The organism is Acinetobacter sp. YH12231, from assembly GCF_013417755.1.
In the GTDB taxonomy this organism is placed as follows: domain Bacteria; phylum Pseudomonadota; class Gammaproteobacteria; order Pseudomonadales; family Moraxellaceae; genus Acinetobacter; species Acinetobacter amyesii.
Genome location: NZ_VPDJ01000022.1, coordinates 38,999 through 56,420, shown reverse-complemented (window position 1 = coordinate 56,420; position 17,422 = coordinate 38,999). Strand labels below are relative to the sequence as shown.

Sequence of the window (17,422 nt, the reverse complement as noted above, 5' to 3'; positions counted from 1 at the left end):
TGAGGATCAGAAAGCTTGTTTGAATCGATGTATTTCATCCGCAGATTATGCACGAATGCTAAGAAATCCGGAGTGCAAATATTAACCAAAAAGAAGATCGTTTTTTGATTTATGAAAGAGATCTAATGAACAAGAAATTATTGCTAAATTAGAATTTTATAATGCATTAGGATTATTAAAAACACATCAAACATACGGCCGTGGCTATCGTGCAGAAACATATAATTTACTCTACAAAGCTGCCGGTTTTGGTTTGCCTGATGTTTTTGATTATCTCCTGAATATCGGACTCACAGTAAAATATACCAATGGTAACTTACTAAATACACATTTTGATGGTCGCTCCCCTCAACTCGCTTTAACCCAAAAAATTTTAAAACTGGGTATCGAGCCAAATGCTTCAACCATCACAATCATGCAACAACGGAACTTTAAACAACACTACCCCGACATTTACCAAGTCATCCTATCCAATCTAGAACAGAAAAACCGTAAACTTTAATTAATTACAGCCTGACTGGTTTTGTTTATACTTCAGCTTGATCTATTTTGATGTAAGAATACCCTATGTTTAAAAAGTTGCTCTTGGTTTTAGCCATCTTATTTCCATCTGCACTCTATCTGTATATTGTGAGCCGCGATGACAACAAAGCCCCTGTAACCGAACAAACTCAAGTACCTGCAACCTCCGAAGCCGAATATCAAACTCCTGACCATTAATCTAATGGTCAGTGCTAAAGATTTAAATTTTAGATCAGTATTATCACATTATAAGAAAAATTCGATTTATCAATCATTTCACTGCATTCAATCATAAAATATACCTTTCATTCAATTTTCATTTCACTATGCAATCTCCCTCTGAACCTTCGCAACACTCGTCTGCTGAAGGTAAAAGTCCATCGCTTAAACGTGCGATGACGACTCGACACCTTGTGATGCTCTCACTTGGTGGTGCAATTGGTACTGGTTTGTTTATGGGTTCAGGTGAAGTTATTTCACAAGCTGGGCCTTTAGGCGCTGTTCTTGCCTATATTATTGGCGGTTTGATTGCCTACATGGTCATGCTCTGTTTGGGTGAACTTGCCGTACATTTACCTGTTTCTGGCTCTTTTGGTGCTTTTGCGACTAATTATATTGGCCCGGGTACCGGTTATATGGTGTCTTGGATGTACTGGTTGGGCTGGTCTGCCACCTTAGGTACAGAATTTACTGCGGCGGCTATTTTGATGCAGGAATGGTTTCCACAAACCTCTATTTGGTTATGGACACTGATCTTTGCAGCTGGCGTACTGATCTCTAATCTAAGTTCTACACGTGCGTTTGCAGAGTCAGAATTTTGGTTATCAATGGTGAAAGTTGCAACAGTGTTGATTTTCATCATCCTTGGTTTTGCCTGCATCTTTGGTTTCGTACCTTTCCAAGGCTATGAATCAGCTCCAATGTTCCACAATTTGACAGAACATGGTTGGCTGCCAAATGGTTTGTTCCCTCTGTTTGCCACGCTATTGATCGTGAACTTTGCCTTTAATGGTACGGAGATGATTGGTATCGCTGCAGGTGAAACTGAAAACCCTGAAAAGAATGTGCCTAAAGCCATTCATGCTGCGGTATGGCGCTTAATCATTTTCTTTGTCGGCACTATTATCGTCATCAGTTCACTGTTGACCTATACCGATGCAGGTTTAAATGTTGGTGGACATGGCGGCTTAAGTAGTAGCCCATTCGTTTCCGTATTTAACCTGATGGGCATTCCCTATGCAGAAGACTTAATTCGTTTCGTCATTATTACGGCTTTACTGTCTACAGCTAACTCTGGTTTATATGCTGCATCACGTATGATGTGGGCGCTGTCCGCACAAAAACAATTACCACGTGCTTTCGGCAAATTAAGCAAAACTGGTGTGCCTTATATTGCTGTATTGGTCACTATGATCGGTGGTTTACCAGGTCTATTGTCAGAACAATTTGGCGCAGATGTCATCTTCAAGAACTTGATGGGGGTTGCTGCCTTCACCATGGTGATCGTGTGGATGAGTATTTGCTGGAGTCAATTTAACTTCCGTCGCCAATGGCTGAAACAAGGTCATAGCGTGTCAGAACTTAAATTCCGTACACCATGGTTCCCGCTGGTTCCAATTCTTGGCTTTGTCTGCTGTACCGCAACAGGTTTAAGTATGGCTGCAGATCCTGAAATGCTTTCAGGCTTTATTGGCTGTCTGATCTTTATGGCGGCGTGTTATGCAGGTTATTATTGGTTATATCACGATAAATAAAATAGTTAAGGTGGCTCATTAGCCACCTTTTTTTATGAAACTATTTCTCTTCCCTATGAGAGAAAAATTAGGGTTTCCATATAAATTCAAAAATGATTTGTGGGAGCAGTTTAATCCACAAAAACCACTGTACAAATTATAATTTAAAGAAATAGTTCAACTGCTTTTCGTCAATGAGTTTTTATCCTCGCTCAACACCAAGATATAATCCCATACTTTCAACTCTAATGAGTCCTTTTCGGATTTTGCCCCTTTAGAAACATTAGCTAAAAGACACACAGCTACTATTGCTAGAAATATTTGGATAGATACTCTCAAACTTGTATTAGATATTAATTCAACAAAAGTAAAGTTAAAAACTATTAATGAAAGTGGCAAAAGCACCCGACTTGAATTCATCTGTTTTTTAAATTCAGGAAAATCACGATTAATAACCAATAAATCTTGTTTGTCTTTACTCCACAACATTGGCTCAAAACATACATCCAATTTTTTTTCTAATTTTTCAAGTTCTACATCATCACTAGACAACTGATATCTTCGAACCTTTAAGATTAGATATAATTTAAAAAAGCTCTGGATATCTAAAAAATAATGAGAATCATCTAAAGATTTGAGGTGATTATACGTAATTCTACTTTCCCCATCTAAATCCCTAAATAAAAGTTCATCAATAATTCTTTCAAACTCTGATTTACTGATATACGAAGAAAAATTATTTGGATAAACTTCAAACCAATGCAAATAATTCAATAAAACTATATAGAATCTTTCATGGACTTTGCCCACATTAAATTGATTGATTTCAAATAAAATTCCAGAAATAAACTCATTAAAATTATTTTTCATTAAAAAGATTCTGTTTTTGTTTCATTTATATACATTTAGAATATAACAATCAAACTCTATTTTGACAAATATAGATGGGCTATGTACTATACACCCACCTCAAAACGTCCCTATCGTCTAGAGGCCTAGGACATCGCCCTTTCACGGCGGTAACCGGGGTTCGAATCCCCGTAGGGACGCCAATTCTTCTGTCAGCTCTGAGACAAACTTAAAGTTTATTTATCTATAATTTATATTAATTGATTGCATCATCATTGCATTCTTCTCTACAATTACTCGCTTCATTATTTGATTCTCCTTTTTCTCTATGCAGTCATCACATTCTCCGAATGATGCTTCGCATCAGGGCAATTCTGCGCCGTTAAAACGCGCTATGAGTACTCGACATCTGGTGATGATTTCGCTTGGCGGCGCAATCGGTACTGGTTTATTTCTTGGTTCGGGTGAAGTCATTGCACAAACGGGGCCTGTAGGTGCCATTATTTCGTATTTTTTAGGCGGTATTATCGCCTATATGGTGATGCTTTGCTTAGGCGAGCTCGCTGTACATATGCCAGAATCTGGTTCATTTGGCGCTTATGCTAAACGCTATATCGGACCGGGTACGGGTTATACCATCACTTGGCTGTATTGGCTGACATGGTCAGTAACGCTAGGAACTGAATTTACTGCTGCTGCACTTTTAATGCAGGAATGGTTCCCAGACAGCTCTATGTGGATGTGGACCTTAATCTTTGGTGCTTTTGTATTCTGCTTGAATATGATTTCAACCAAATGGTTTGCTGAATCTGAATTTTGGCTAGCCTTAGTCAAAGTGATTACAGTTGTTGCCTTTATTATTTTAGGTCTATTGGCCATTTTTGGTATTTTAGGCTATCGAGGCTATGAAGCTGCACCGCTGTTTAGCAACCTCACTGCACAAGGCTGGTTCCCTGAAGGTTTGTTCCCAATCTTCGCTACAATGTTGATTGTTAACTTTGCATTCTCAGGTACTGAACTGATTGGTGTTGCTGCGGGTGAAACCAAAGATCCAGCGAAAAATGTACCTAAAGCCATTAACACGGCGATTTTCCGCTTATTGATTTTCTTTGTAGGTACCATTGTTGTTATTACTGCATTATTGCCACACCAAGAAGCTGGCTTATCTGCCGAAGGTGTAAGTAGTTCACCTTTCGTAACAGTATTCCAGCACATTGGTATTCCTTATGCAGAAGACATCATCCGCTTTGTGATTATCACAGCCCTACTTTCTGCTGCAAACTCAGGTTTATTTGCTGCATCTCGAATGATGTGGTCATTGTCCTATAGTAAGCAATTACCTGCGGTGTTCTCTAAAGTGAACTCACGTGGTATTCCTTATGTTGCCGTGATTGTGACCATGATCGGTGGTATGCCGGGCTTACTTTCTGAGCAATTTGCACCAGAAACCATCTTCAAAAACTTGTTAGGTGTCGCGGCATTTACCATGGTGGTGGTATGGATGAGTATTTGTTTAAGCCAATTCAACTTCCGCCGTCAGTGGTATAAAGAAGGCAAAACTGCAAAAGATTTAGCTTTTGCTGCACCACTCTTCCCAATCGTGCCGATACTCGGTTTTGTATTTTGTCTTATTACCTGTATTAGTATGGTATTTGACCCAGAAATGTTAACTGGCTTTATCTGCTGTATGATCTTCATTGTGGCGTGTTATATCAGCTACTACACCTTGTATCACAACAAAGATTGATCTGCGTTGTCATACCAAACACGATAAAAGAGTAACTTCGGTTGCTCTTTTTTTATGGCTATATTTTAATAAAAGTAGAATAAAAACTGATCCGTCGATGAGGTGCAATATGCAGATCATCTTTATCCATGGCATGAATCAACAGCAACAAACTGCACGTTCGCTCGAACAGCATTGGCTTGCACTGTTGTCTCAAGGCTTAAAGCAAAGCCATCAAGAGACTTTTTTATCATATATACAGCACCATATGCGCATGCCTTTTTATGGAGATTTACTCACGCGTTATCATTTGCAGAATATGCTTCAAGCCAGCACCTTGACGCCTCAAACGTGGCCACATTTTCCGTTTATCCATCGCACTGAACTCCTAGAAAAATCACCAAAAGTACTTGAGCATCATGCCGTACAAAACAATCTACCTGACATCACCCTCAATGATGCTATTGGATTTAGTCAATCATTCAAATCGATCACTGCACTTGGCAAAGATCTTGCCCTACGCGATTTTGCAGTTTTAATGAATTATTTCCCAAAATTACATGCCACACTTTTGCATAAATTTTTGGTCGAAACTTATCTCTATTTATCCAATCCACACTTTATTCAGGCAGTTCATACTCGTCTGCATGAGCAATTACATCAAACGAAACCCACCCTGTTGATTGCACATTCGCTAGGTAGCGTGATTGCGTATCATTTTTTACTGTTACATCCTGAACTCAACATACAGCGCTTTATTACCTTGGGCTCACCTTTGGCTTTTCGTGTCATCCAAGCCCACTTACCTCAGCCTTTACAGCGACCTGATGCAATTTCAGGTGATTGGTTAAACTTTTATTCACATGATGATTTTCTCAGCGCTTTTCCACTGAGTCAGGCACCATTTGATTTTCAACCCGCCATTATCAACCAGCAAATTCAGACATCGATTGAACACCCACACGATATTGCTGGATATTTAACGCATCCAGAAGTTATTGCTACAATCTTACAAGTGTTGAAAAAACCGACATAAATAATGTATTTTTCAAACATTTTTAGCAAATTGTTTTAATTTTATGCACTCAACAACAAAAACTGAATTTATTTATAGAAAAGCGTTTGACACCCCCCGATTTTCACCCTAATATACGCCCACCTCTGAAACGTCCCTATCGTCTAGAGGCCTAGGACATCGCCCTTTCACGGCGGTAACCGGGGTTCGAATCCCCGTAGGGACGCCAATTTTCAGAAGTACATTTTATTAAGTCCCTATCGTCTAGAGGCCTAGGACATCGCCCTTTCACGGCGGTAACCGGGGTTCGAATCCCCGTAGGGACGCCATTATTTAGTCTAAAAACTTAGACTGAAATAAACGGTTTTAAAATTTGCTTTCTGTACTGTCCCTATCGTCTAGAGGCCTAGGACATCGCCCTTTCACGGCGGTAACCGGGGTTCGAATCCCCGTAGGGACGCCATATTCGAGTTGGTTTTAACCACTCATTAAAAAGCTCAAGCATTGCGACTTGGGCTTTTTTATTGCCTTAATTTCTAAATATTTCTTTTAAAAGTTTTGAATCATAAATGGCCTTAGGGGCAATCACCTGCTCATTTAGTGGAATATTTTGACCATAGCGCTGCCGCATTAGACGCTGCACTTCATATTGTTTTAAATCAAATTGTTTAAGTTGTTGTAACGGCGAAAGTTCGATTCCTAAAGCATGCTGATAAGCTTTCCAAACAATTTCAGAACAGTAAATTGCACGGTCATCCCATTCAAAATAAATATCATAGGGTTTGCCCAAGTACTTTTCTGCATTTTGTACTAGCTTCGTTTTCTGCGGCACATTTAAGGGTTGTTTGAGCCTTTTCACCACATAGTGAGCATTCTCCCCACGCGCGATCCATTGATTTAAAGCGGTATATTGCACAGGTTGAATAGCTTCAAGCACCCAAGTTTGGTTATTTTTATTTACGATCATGCCCATGTGACTATAAGGCGAATGTGTCGCCTTTTGAATGCTTAAACTTTGTTGTGACTTTGAGATATGAAAAATGATATCCCCCGTCTGAAATGTAGACTGGGCATAGAGAGCAGAACTGAGCCCCGAAAGAATGACTATTAATATTAAAATTTTAGACATTTTTATTGTAAGTAATATTGATATGAATGAAGGCAACCATAACATGGATGTATGCCGATTGCCCTTATTCTAATAATTCAATGATTGACTAAGCCGACTTACGTGAATTGACTTGCCCTTTAATGACCGCGGTTAAATTGCCTTTGAGATATTTAAAAAACACTTTTAACGGTGAAAGTTTAGGATTTGGCTGTTTTCCTTCACCAATCGATTTAAACTGAGCGGCATACCAAATAATTTCCATAATCGCCATTTTATCAATCATCGGTATGCCAGTTTTAATTTTGTCCACACCATAACGAACATCCTGACCCGCCAATAAACGATCAGCCAAATCGACTTCAACAGCGAAAGGACGTGCAATACCAATAAAATCACAAGCTCCACTGTCTAGTGCAGCATTCATGCCTTGGACGGTTCTAAACCCGCCGGTAACCATTAACGCGCATTTCACTTCTTTACGGATATTGTCCGCAAAATCGAGGAAATAAGCTTCACGAGCAATGGTACTGGCTTTACGTTTTTCTTCTTTAGCACCCGCCATCGCTGGCGCTTCATAGGAACCGCCCGAGATTTCAATCATATCAATCCCTGCGGAATCGATTGCCTTAAAGACCTCAATCACATCTGTTTCGCTAATTCCGCCACGTTGGAAATCAGCAGAGTTGAGTTTGACCGAAATAATAAAATCATCTGTCGTCGCTGCACGAACTGCCTTATAGATTTCAAGCAAAAAGCGCATGCGGTTTTCATTTGAACCGCCCCACTGATCTTGACGTTTATTGGTCAGTGGCGACAAGAACTGACTAATTAAATAACCATGCGCACCATGCAATTGCACGCCTTCGAAGCCTGCCTTTTCACAAATGTGTGCGGCACGTGCAAAACGCTGAATGATATCTAAAATTTCATCTTCACGAAGTTCGCGCGGTGTTCCAAACGTTGTAGCTAACATTGGACTAAATGGCACAGCAGATGGTGCAACCGTTTCTTTATTTAAACCTTTAGGACATTGGCGGCCAGGATGTGAAAGTTGAACCAATTGCACCATGCCGTGCTTCTTGCCTAGCTCAGCCCACTGTGTTAACTGTGCTAAATCACGCTCTGTTTCAGCGACAACAACCCCAGGCTCATTTTTAGCACAAAAATCCACCATGACATTACCCGTAATGGCACAGCCTAAACCACCCTTCGCCCAAGCTTCATATAACCCAAAATGTAAGTGATTGGGTTGGCCTGCGGTATTGGCCAATGCTTCGCTCATTGCACCTTTAATGATGCGATTTTTAAATGTGGTATTACGAATTTTAAAGCTTTCAGCTAAATGGCTCATGGCAATGTCCAAAATGAAATAATAAGTCCTGAGTATTTACTCTAATTATTATTTTCTAAAGGTCAAGGATATTTTGACAATGACACATGTCAAAATATCCATAGCTTTGATTTTAGTATTGGCTGGCTGCAATTAATTTACGGGTATAGTCCGTTTGTGGTCGTGCAAATAGATCTGCAGTGTCTTGAAACTCCATGACTTTGGCATGTCGCAGTACCAACACTTTTTGACACAGGGCTTTGACCACGTGTAAATCATGACTGATAAATAAATAACTCATATTAAATTCTTGCTGCAAACGCCGTAGTAGCTTCACGATGGCTTTTTGTGTCGTCCGATCTAGTGCCGATGTGGGTTCATCGAGTATCAATAATTTAGGACGTAATACCAACGCACGTGCTAAGGCGACTCTCTGCCGTTGCCCACCGGATAACTCATGTGGATAACGCTGCTTAAATGAGCTGGCTAATTCGACTTTCTGCAAAGCTTCATCTATACGCTGTACAATTTCATTTGCAGATAAATGCTGTAAGGCCAAACCTTCGCCAATGGTTTGCTCTACATTTAGCCGTGGATTTAAACTACTGAATGGATCTTGAAAGACAATTTGAAATTCACGACGTAAAGGTCTGAGCTGTTTTTCTGAAAGTTGATGGATGGCGTGTTGATTTAACATAATTTCGCCATCACTTTCTATGAGCCGAGCAATAGCCAATGCTAGGGAGCTTTTCCCAGAACCACTCTCTCCAACAATACCGATCGACTCACCTTCAGCCACTGTTAAATCCAAAGCCTCTACCGCAACGACATAATCTTTGATGCGGTTCAATAAGCCTTGTTTGACTGGGAACTTCACTCCTAATTTGTGTAATTTTAAAAGTGTCTGCGTTTGTGAAACCTGTATTGCTACACCAAAATCATGGTCTAACAGATTTTGGGTATACGCCTGCTTCGGTTGCTCAAAAATTTCCTGAACATCTCCTTGTTCCACCACTTGTCCACGATTCATCACAATCACATGTTCGGCATAGCGCTTGACCAAATTCAGGTCATGGCTAATTAAAATCATGGCCATATTACGCTGCTGTTGTAGCGACTTTAATAAATTTAAGATTTGCGCTTGCAAAGTGACATCTAAAGCCGTGGTTGGCTCATCAGCGATTAAAATATCAGGATCTAAGGCCAATGCCATGGCAATCATGACACGTTGTCGCTGCCCCCCAGATAACTCATGTGGGTATCGTCTTAACTTATCTTCAGCATCAGGAATACCAACATCATTTAATAATTCTATAACCCGCTGCCGAGTTTTTGCCTTCGACCATCCCTGTAACAACAGTGACTCACCAACAATCTTTTCAACCCGATGTAAGGGATTTAAGGCCGTCATCGGCTCTTGAAAAATCATGGCAATTTTCTGTCCACGAATGTTTCGGTGCTGCTCAGGACTCAGTCCAAGAATATTTTGTCCATTCAGGCTGACGCTGCCTGTGACCTGCAGATCACTTGGCAACAAACCGAGTATAGCTAGGCTGCTAATCGATTTACCTGAACCGCTTTCTCCAACAATGGCTAACGTTTCACCTGCATGCAATTTAAAATTCAGGTCTTCAACCAAGACCTGTGCTGCATGTGAAATATGTAAATGTTCCACCTCTAACACGATGGGATGTACATTAACTTGATGATTATTGACGTCTAGGATCGAATGCATCACGTGTCGCCTCCCCAATGTAGATCAATAAAGACAGCACGATCGCTAAGGTAAAGAATCCCGATAAGGCAAGCCATGGTGCATTCAGATTGTTTTTCCCTTGAAGCAATAACTCACCTAATGACGCTGCATCAGGCGGTAAGCCATAACCTAAGAAATCTAGGGATGTCAGTGCCGTAATATTTGCCGTGAGCATGAAAGGTAGCTGTGAAAGACTGGAACTCATCGCATTTGGTAAGATATGCCGAAACATAATGGTGCTATCTGTAACGCCAAGACTCCGTGCTGCACGGACATAATCAAAATTACGAGCACGCAAAAACTCTGCACGAACCAAGCCGACCAAAGTGGGCCAGCCAAACAGCAGCATAATGACAAAGAGCCAATACACACTCGGCGTAAACATGCTGACCAAAATCATCACCATGAATAGCATCGGTAGTCCGCCCCAGACTTCTAAAATCCGTTGACCAATGAGGTCTACCCAGCCACCATAATAGCCCTGTATCGCCCCAACCATGATGCCCAATATGGCTGAAGCAAAAGTTAATGCAAAACCAAACAAGAGCGACACACGTAGTCCATATAAAATACGTGCGAGCACATCACGCCCTTGGTCATCGGTACCAAGCCAATTTTGTGCAGTTGGTGCAGATGGTACGGGCACAGCCAGTTCTAAATTCGGTGTTTGATAGGAAAATTTAATTAGTGGCCATACAGCCCAGCCTTTCTCTTCAATCAGTTGCTGAACGACAGGATCTTTATAATCAGCCTCAGTTTCAAATACCCCACCGAATGCGGTCTCTGGATAGCTTTTTAGTACGGGCACATATAAAGAATCATCGTATTTGACCAAGAGCGGTTTATCATTGGCAATAAACTCGACAGCTAGAGACAACATAAAAATCAAGGCAAAGCTGATAAAGCATGTAAAACCTAATTTATTGTCTTTAAAACGTTGAAATCGCGCTTGCATGATCGGAGACATTATTTTGCCCCCTGCGAATCAAAATTAATTCGTGGATCAATCATTTGATACATGACATCACTGATTAATCTTAAGATCAGCCCCATCAAGGTAAAAATAAACAAGGTGCCAAAAATCACTGGATAATCGCGTTGTACGATGGCTTCAAACCCCAACAATCCCAGGCCATCTAGATTGAAAATAATTTCAATAAATAGATTTCCCACAAAGAAGATGCCAATCAAGGCTTCTGGTAGACCAGCAATAACAATGAGCATTGCATTACGAAATACATGCCCATACAGCACACGTGATTCGGTCAAACCTTTAGAACGAGCAGCAAGAACATATTGCTTATTTAGTTCTTCCATAAAAGAGTATTTGGTCAGATAAGTTAAGCCAGCAAAACCACCAATCACCATGGCAAACAAAGGCAACGCCATATGCCAAAAATAATCTGCAATTTTGCCAAATACACTTAACTCAGTAAAATTCTCTGAAACTAAACCTTGTAGAGGAAACCACTGAAAATATGAACCACCTGCAAAAAATACAATGAGTAAAATGGCAAAGGCAAAAGCAGGAATGGCGTAGCCGATAGCCAATAAAATAGACGTACTTTTATCAAATAACAGACCATGTTGACGGGCTTTTTTAATGCCTAATGGAATAGACACCATATAGATCAGCAAGGTACTCCATAAGCCAAGGGATAAAGATACTGGCAGTTTTTCCCAAAGCAGCTGAGTCACAGGCTTATCTTTAAAGAAACTGGTACCAAAATCTAGCGTCACATACCCCTTTAACATGAGCCAAAAACGTTCGAACAATGGCTTATCGAAACCATATTGCGCTTCGATTTTTGCCACCATTTCTTCACTGAGGCCTTTAGCACCTTGGTATTTACTGCCTGTCGTCGCAGTTTCACCACCACCTGTGTTTCCCATACTTTGAAAGGACTCAGCTTGCTGTATGGCTTGTTCAACAGGTCCTCCCGGTGCAATCTGAATCACGACAAAGTTAATCAGTAAAATGAAAAACAATGTTGGAATAATCAGGAGCAATCTTTTTAAAATATATGTGCCCATGTTGCTTTCACATTCCTTGTCATTCAGGTGTATTTATTGCTGCCGTAGATATTGTGTTATTTGCTTGGCTTGAGCTGCATCACTCCACCAATAGTCAATCCCTGCAGAAAGTTTAGGTTTGACATAAGGTTGCTTATACATATGCCAATAGGCAAACCAGTTTTCACTTTGCCCAAACATTGGAATTTGATAATAACCCGCTCTGAGCAGGCGGTCTAAAACACGCGTACGAATAATCAATTCCTCCCGATTTGGAGCATTGATCACCTGTTGAATGAGCTTATCGATCACAGGATTTTTAATCCCTGCATAATTATAATTACCCACTTGATCGGCTGCTTGACTGCCCCAAAGTTGAGCTTGCTCACCTGCTGGAGTGAGCGATTGAGGCATTTCATCCACGATCATATCAAAGTCAATATTTCGCATACGCTCGGTGTATTGCGGCCCATCGACTTGTCGTAATAACACCTGAATACCTAAACGTTTCAAATTTCGTATAAATGGCATTAAGGTTCGCTGCAAATCTTGTTGCTGAATCAAAAGTTCAAATTTCACAGGCCGAGATTTTGCATCCACCAATCTGCCGTCTTGATAACGATAACCCGCATTCAATAACAGTTGGCGTGCATGCAGCAGATTTTTTCGATTAAATCCACTGCCATCAGAAATGGGATATTGCCAATTGGATAAGACCCCCTGTCTTTGAATAGGATCAAGTTGCGATAACATCGGTTTTAAAATATCCAACTCTTGGATAGAGGGTTTCCCCTTCGCTTCTAGCACACTATTACTAAAATAACTCTGCAAACGCTGATACTGCCCATAAAATAATGCTTTATTTTGCCATTCAAAATCATAAGCATAGGTTAAAGCTTGTCGAAAGCGAATATCACTAAATGGCGCACGACGAGTATTAAATACGAGACTTTTTGTGGGAATCGGTCGTTCATGTTTAAAGCGATATTTGACAATTTTACCGTCTTTAAAAGCAGGAAAATTGTACGCTCCCACCCAATTACGTGCAGTCTTTTCCTCATATAACGTAAATTGACCTGCTTTAAAGCCTTCAAAGGCAATGTCAGGACTGCGGTAATATACATATTTCAGATGGTTAAAATTATATCGACCACGATTAACAGCTAAGTTCTGCCCCCAATACTCAGGATTGCGCTTGTAGCGAATACTCCTACCTGCATCGATCGTCTCAATTGTGTAAGGGCCTGAGCCTAATATGGGCTGCAATGTAATTTGAGTAAAATCTTTTTTTGCCCAATCTTTTTTGGAATAAATCGGCATTTGCGCCAAAATCATGGGCATATCAGTGTTGTGTCCAGATTTAAAACTCATCCTCACCTGATATTTAGATAAAACATCTGTTTTGTCCAAATCCGCTAAGTACATTTGTAGACCGGGATTTGATTTAGTTTGAAAGGTATCAAAACTAAATTTAACGTCTTCAGCAGTGAGTTCAGAACCATCACTAAACCGTGCTTTTGGGTTTAAATGAAAAATAACAAAATTAGTTTTTTTCGGGTCAAATGTCACCTTTTCGGCAAGCAATGGATACATCACACCCGGTTCATCTAAAGATGAACTCATCAAGCTATCAAAAAGATAATTGATACCTTCAACAGAACGCCCTTTTCCATTCATGCTGTTTAAATTATCAAAACTCCCAATACTCGAGGTCGTGATATATCCCCCTTTATTGGCAAGAGGATTGGCATAGGGCATTGCCTGTAATTGATGATATTGAGGGCTACTATGTATGGCAAGAAAAGGCGTGGTCTGCAACGCAGCCCACGCCCCTGTTGAAAGTATGCTCAAAGTCACACCAAACACGTAACGCGAAGTTGAAGCAGAATACATTCAACTTAACTCCTTAATGTTTGGACTCAGTTTGGTACTTTAATGACTTCACCAATACGTAACTGAGCAGACGGTTGTATATCATTCATTTCAGCAAGTTTTGATGTATCAAGTCCATAACGGCTTGCTAAACCAATCAATGTATCGCCGCGTTTAATACGGTATTCACTGATAGTTTTAGGGACTTGTAAATTTTGACCGACACGAAGCCCAGCACGCGGATTCAAGTTATTTAATTCAGCCAATGCTGCCACAGTTAAACCTGTCCGACTAGCAATCGAATTTAAAGACTCGCCTGATTTCACAGTATAGCTTTCAGTATTTGTTGGTTTCACATTGCTCGTAGAGGATTTAGCTTCCGTTTTTTTGGTTTCAGTTGCTTTACTAGCTACATCAGCAGGTAGTTCACCATCTACTTTTAAACGCTGCCCTACACGAATCGCACTATTGGTATTTAGGCCATTTAATTCAGCTAAATAACGTAATTGAAGATGATATTTCTTCGCAATCACACCCAATGTTTCACCTGATTTCACCACATGAATATCGGTCGCATCAACGGAATTCGTTCGTGTATTGGTTTTGCTTTCAATTTTGGTCGCCTCAGCTTTGGTTTCTACTTTAACCGGTGCGACATCACCTGTTAATTTTAATTTCTGCCCAACGCGTAGACCAGAACTACGCTCTATACCATTTAAATTTGCGACATAGTCCATGCCTAAATCATAGCGACTAGCAATGCCTGTCAGTGTATCGCCAGACTGCACCACATATGTATCCGGAACAGTTGAACTTGCAGGAACTTTAATGCTTTGCCCAGCCATCAGCCCACTATTTACCGACATATCATTTAGACTCGCCAATTCTGACAAACTGATTTTTGACCGCGTCGCAATACTGTAAAGGGTATCACCACGCTGCACTTTATAGCTTTCAACTTTATACGCAGGATCAACTTTGACATTTTCAATGCGATTCACGACTTTGCTTTCGAGCTTCTCAACTTCTGCTACAGCTTGTAATGGCACATTAATTTTTTGTCCCACCATCAAGCTACTGCCAGCCGTTAAACCAGTTGTTAAATCTGCCAACTCTTGATTTGACAGCGCATAACGATCTGCAATGAGTTTTAGATATTCACCACGTTTTACCGTGTAGGATTTGGTTTGAACTTTTGCAGATTTTTCGACAACTTGAGCTGCTTTCTTGTCAGCTTCCAATTTTGCTTTAGATGCTGGCGTTTCTTTTAAGGATAATTTCTGCCCAACATATAAACCACTCGTGGTGGTTAAACCATTGTAATCGGCGAGTTGCTTCGTACTTAAACCAAATTGACTCGCAACAGCTGTAAGACTGTCATTTGCTTTCACCACATAGCTATCTGCGATAGGCTTAGCTTTCGATTCTTCATTATTTTGCACAATCGGTTTCGCATCATATAAATAGATGGTCGTACCGACATACAAGGTCGAATCTGGCGAAATTTGGTTCCAAGCTGCAATATCACGCCAATTCACGCCATTTTTCATCGCGATCAACGCTAATGTGTCGCCCGCCAAAACTGTATAAGTACTGCGTTTACCTTTAGGTGGTACAACTACAATTTCAGAATCTGTACGAATGACATTTTTACCTTGGTTGCGTTTGGCTTCTTCGGAATCTGCACCTGTATTTTCAGCCACGCTTTTCGGGTAAGAGAACCCTTTCGTCAGTTCTTTACCTTGTTGGTCTGCAATTGACTGACTGGTCTGAATCGCAGTCAACTTAATCTTGCCATCATAAGGATCGACAATTTCAGTGCCTTTCGGCGCAATAGCTTTAATTTCCTGAACGACTTCTTCTTGTTCTGCTTTAGTCGCTACTGGTTTTAATACCTCATCGACTGTTTTGGTCTCACCTTCAGCTTTAATAGCCGCCATGATTTGCTCACGCTCATTTGCGCTGAGTGGTGGCTCGACAGATACGGCTTTCACAGGCGTCGAAGGTGTTACAGCGACTGGAATACGCGGCGCACTTGGAATATCACTATTCGATGCAAATGCAGCCAAAGCAGATGATCCTATTGGCGTTTTGCCTTTCGTTCCTGATGGAACACTCGGCGTTACCGTTGTAGCGACTACAGGTGGTTTGGCAGAAGCTGTCACTGTCGGCTGTGTTTTAAGCGTAGGTGGCGTCACTTTAGCGGGCTGAATAGTTTTACTATTTAATTCCGGCGGAGTAACACGTGACGGTGTTATTTCAACATTATTTTTTGGTAAGTTATAAGTTGAATTACTTGCCCAATAACCTGATGAACCACCTGATTGTAATTTTTTCAAACGTGCATCAACTGATGGACTCACATCCGCAGGAATTAAAATCCGCATTGGGCTGCTGCTATCAATCACATCGCCACGATGACCAGGGTTTAGTGCATAGAGTTCTGCACGGCTTAAACCGGTAATAGATGCAATTTCATTTAAATTTGCAGGCCCTACAGCCACTTCACGAAAGTGTGGACGGTTGGCAATTGGTGGCAAACTTACGCCATAGGCACTTGGATTTTTAATAATTTGAGCAACAGCCAAGAAACGTGGGACATAGTTCATGGTTTCTTGGGGCAGTTTTAGCGACCAATAATCCGTTGGCAAACCTGCCGCACGGTTACGGTTAATCGCCTGTTGAATGCGGCCCGGCCCTGCATTATATGCAGCCAAAGCCAATTCCCACGAACCGAACTGGTTATGTAGCGCACCTAAAAACTCATAAGCTGCACGCGTTGATTCCACTACGTCACGACGACCATCATACATTGAGGTTTGTTTTAAGCCGTAAATACGTCCAGTACTTGGAATAAATTGCCATAAGCCCGCTGCGGCTGCACTTGAGGTTGCTGCTGGGTCATAAGAACTTTCAATCACTGGTAATAACGCCAACTCAGTCGGCAAACCACGACGTTCTGCTTCTTTAACCGTGTGATATAAATAACGGGACGCACGCGCACTTAAACGATCAATATATGGTTGACGTGAAATAAACCAACCACGCTGCGCTTCAATTCGCGTATCCCAGTGGTTCAAATCCATTTTGAAACCCACAGTCATACGCTTCCAGACATCACCATGCTTCAGTACTAAAAGGCGATCGCCTTCTACGGCACGCATGTCTGTTGCAGAAAGTAAATCTTCGAGTGAATCTAAACTATTGGCATCGAGAAAGTTTGAGCCAACTTGTTTACTTGCTGAGTTCTGCTTAGTCGTTTGCGATGAAGAACAGCCCGTCAGACCAAGAGCTGCGAGCGCAGAACCCAAGACTGTAAATTTAAAAATTTGTGGTAACGTAGGCTGCCAGACAGTCGCAGTTGATTTATACATAAAAAAATCCAGACAACTCATATAAAATTTATTTTTTAGATATGCCATTGTAGTGAAGCAGAACACAGACACAAGGCGTTAATTTAACGCTATTTCAGTATAAATGTTACAAGAAATTAAA

General features: G+C 40.9%; 13 protein-coding genes and 4 tRNA genes. 9 read left to right on the top strand and 8 right to left on the bottom strand.

Annotation, left to right across the window (positions count from 1 at the left end):
* Nucleotides 1–253: 253 nt before the first annotated feature.
* The 3 genes from FTV11_RS13680 (at nt 254) to FTV11_RS13670 (ending at nt 2,276) form a co-directional block, all read left to right on the top strand.
* A complete protein-coding gene (locus FTV11_RS13680; protein ID WP_180074170.1) occupies nt 254–502 on the top strand; it encodes a hypothetical protein in 249 nt (82 codons plus the stop codon).
* 65 nt (nt 503–567) lie between these two features.
* Nucleotides 568–720, top strand: a complete 153-nt coding sequence (locus FTV11_RS13675; RefSeq protein ID WP_180004134.1) for a hypothetical protein — start codon at nt 568–570, stop codon at nt 718–720.
* Nucleotides 721–848: 128 nt separating this feature from the next.
* Nucleotides 849–2,276, top strand: a complete 1,428-nt coding sequence (locus FTV11_RS13670) for an amino acid permease (protein ID WP_078192919.1) — start codon at nt 849–851, stop codon at nt 2,274–2,276.
* Between the two features lie 156 nt (nt 2,277–2,432).
* Here the strand turns inward: FTV11_RS13670 and FTV11_RS13665 are convergent, their stop codons facing one another.
* The gene (locus FTV11_RS13665; RefSeq protein WP_180074169.1) at nt 2,433–3,125 is read right to left on the bottom strand and encodes a hypothetical protein; all 693 of its coding nucleotides are present in this window, start codon (nt 3,123–3,125) and stop codon (nt 2,433–2,435) included.
* Nucleotides 3,126–3,231: 106 nt separating this feature from the next.
* On the opposite strand from FTV11_RS13665, the gene FTV11_RS13660 reads away from it, so the two are divergent.
* The 6 genes from FTV11_RS13660 to FTV11_RS13635 all read left to right on the top strand — a co-directional run bounded on the left by FTV11_RS13660 (nt 3,232) and on the right by FTV11_RS13635 (nt 6,308).
* A tRNA-Glu gene (locus FTV11_RS13660) sits at nt 3,232–3,307 on the top strand.
* Nucleotides 3,308–3,432: 125 nt separating this feature from the next.
* Nucleotides 3,433–4,851: an amino acid permease gene (locus FTV11_RS13655; RefSeq protein ID WP_180074168.1), complete on the top strand. Its 1,419-nt coding sequence runs from the start codon at nt 3,433–3,435 to the stop codon at nt 4,849–4,851.
* 109 nt (nt 4,852–4,960) lie between these two features.
* The gene (locus tag FTV11_RS13650) at nt 4,961–5,866 is read left to right on the top strand and encodes an alpha/beta fold hydrolase (RefSeq protein ID WP_180074167.1); all 906 of its coding nucleotides are present in this window, start codon (nt 4,961–4,963) and stop codon (nt 5,864–5,866) included.
* A 132-nt stretch (nt 5,867–5,998) separates the two neighbouring features.
* Nucleotides 5,999–6,074, top strand: a tRNA-Glu gene (locus tag FTV11_RS13645).
* A 24-nt stretch (nt 6,075–6,098) separates the two neighbouring features.
* Nucleotides 6,099–6,174, top strand: a tRNA-Glu gene (locus FTV11_RS13640).
* 58 nt (nt 6,175–6,232) lie between these two features.
* A tRNA-Glu gene (locus FTV11_RS13635) sits at nt 6,233–6,308 on the top strand.
* 66 nt (nt 6,309–6,374) lie between these two features.
* Here FTV11_RS13635 and FTV11_RS13630 read toward each other — a convergent pair.
* The 7 genes from FTV11_RS13630 to FTV11_RS13600 all read right to left on the bottom strand — a co-directional run bounded on the left by FTV11_RS13630 (nt 6,375) and on the right by FTV11_RS13600 (nt 17,301).
* Complete coding sequence (locus FTV11_RS13630) at nt 6,375–6,974, bottom strand: YiiX family permuted papain-like enzyme (RefSeq protein WP_180008285.1); 600 nt, start codon at nt 6,972–6,974, stop codon at nt 6,375–6,377.
* 88 nt (nt 6,975–7,062) lie between these two features.
* Nucleotides 7,063–8,307, bottom strand: coding sequence for an NADH:flavin oxidoreductase/NADH oxidase family protein (locus FTV11_RS13625; protein ID WP_180008287.1), 1,245 nt, complete (start codon nt 8,305–8,307; stop codon nt 7,063–7,065).
* Between the two features lie 112 nt (nt 8,308–8,419).
* Entirely contained in the window at nt 8,420–10,021 is a 1,602-nt protein-coding gene (locus tag FTV11_RS13620; protein WP_180008388.1) for an ABC transporter ATP-binding protein, read from the bottom strand.
* Entirely contained in the window at nt 9,996–11,009 is a 1,014-nt protein-coding gene (locus FTV11_RS13615) for an ABC transporter permease (protein WP_180074166.1), read from the bottom strand. The genes FTV11_RS13620 and FTV11_RS13615 overlap by 26 nt, the downstream gene beginning before the upstream one ends.
* Entirely contained in the window at nt 11,009–12,076 is a 1,068-nt protein-coding gene (locus FTV11_RS13610; RefSeq protein ID WP_180074165.1) for a microcin C ABC transporter permease YejB, read from the bottom strand. The genes FTV11_RS13615 and FTV11_RS13610 overlap by 1 nt, the downstream gene beginning before the upstream one ends.
* A gap of 33 nt (nt 12,077–12,109) precedes the next feature.
* Complete coding sequence (locus FTV11_RS13605) at nt 12,110–13,948, bottom strand: extracellular solute-binding protein (RefSeq protein ID WP_180008293.1); 1,839 nt, start codon at nt 13,946–13,948, stop codon at nt 12,110–12,112.
* A 26-nt stretch (nt 13,949–13,974) separates the two neighbouring features.
* Nucleotides 13,975–17,301, bottom strand: coding sequence for a LysM peptidoglycan-binding domain-containing protein (locus FTV11_RS13600; protein ID WP_180008296.1), 3,327 nt, complete (start codon nt 17,299–17,301; stop codon nt 13,975–13,977).
* Nucleotides 17,302–17,422: the final 121 nt, after the last annotated feature.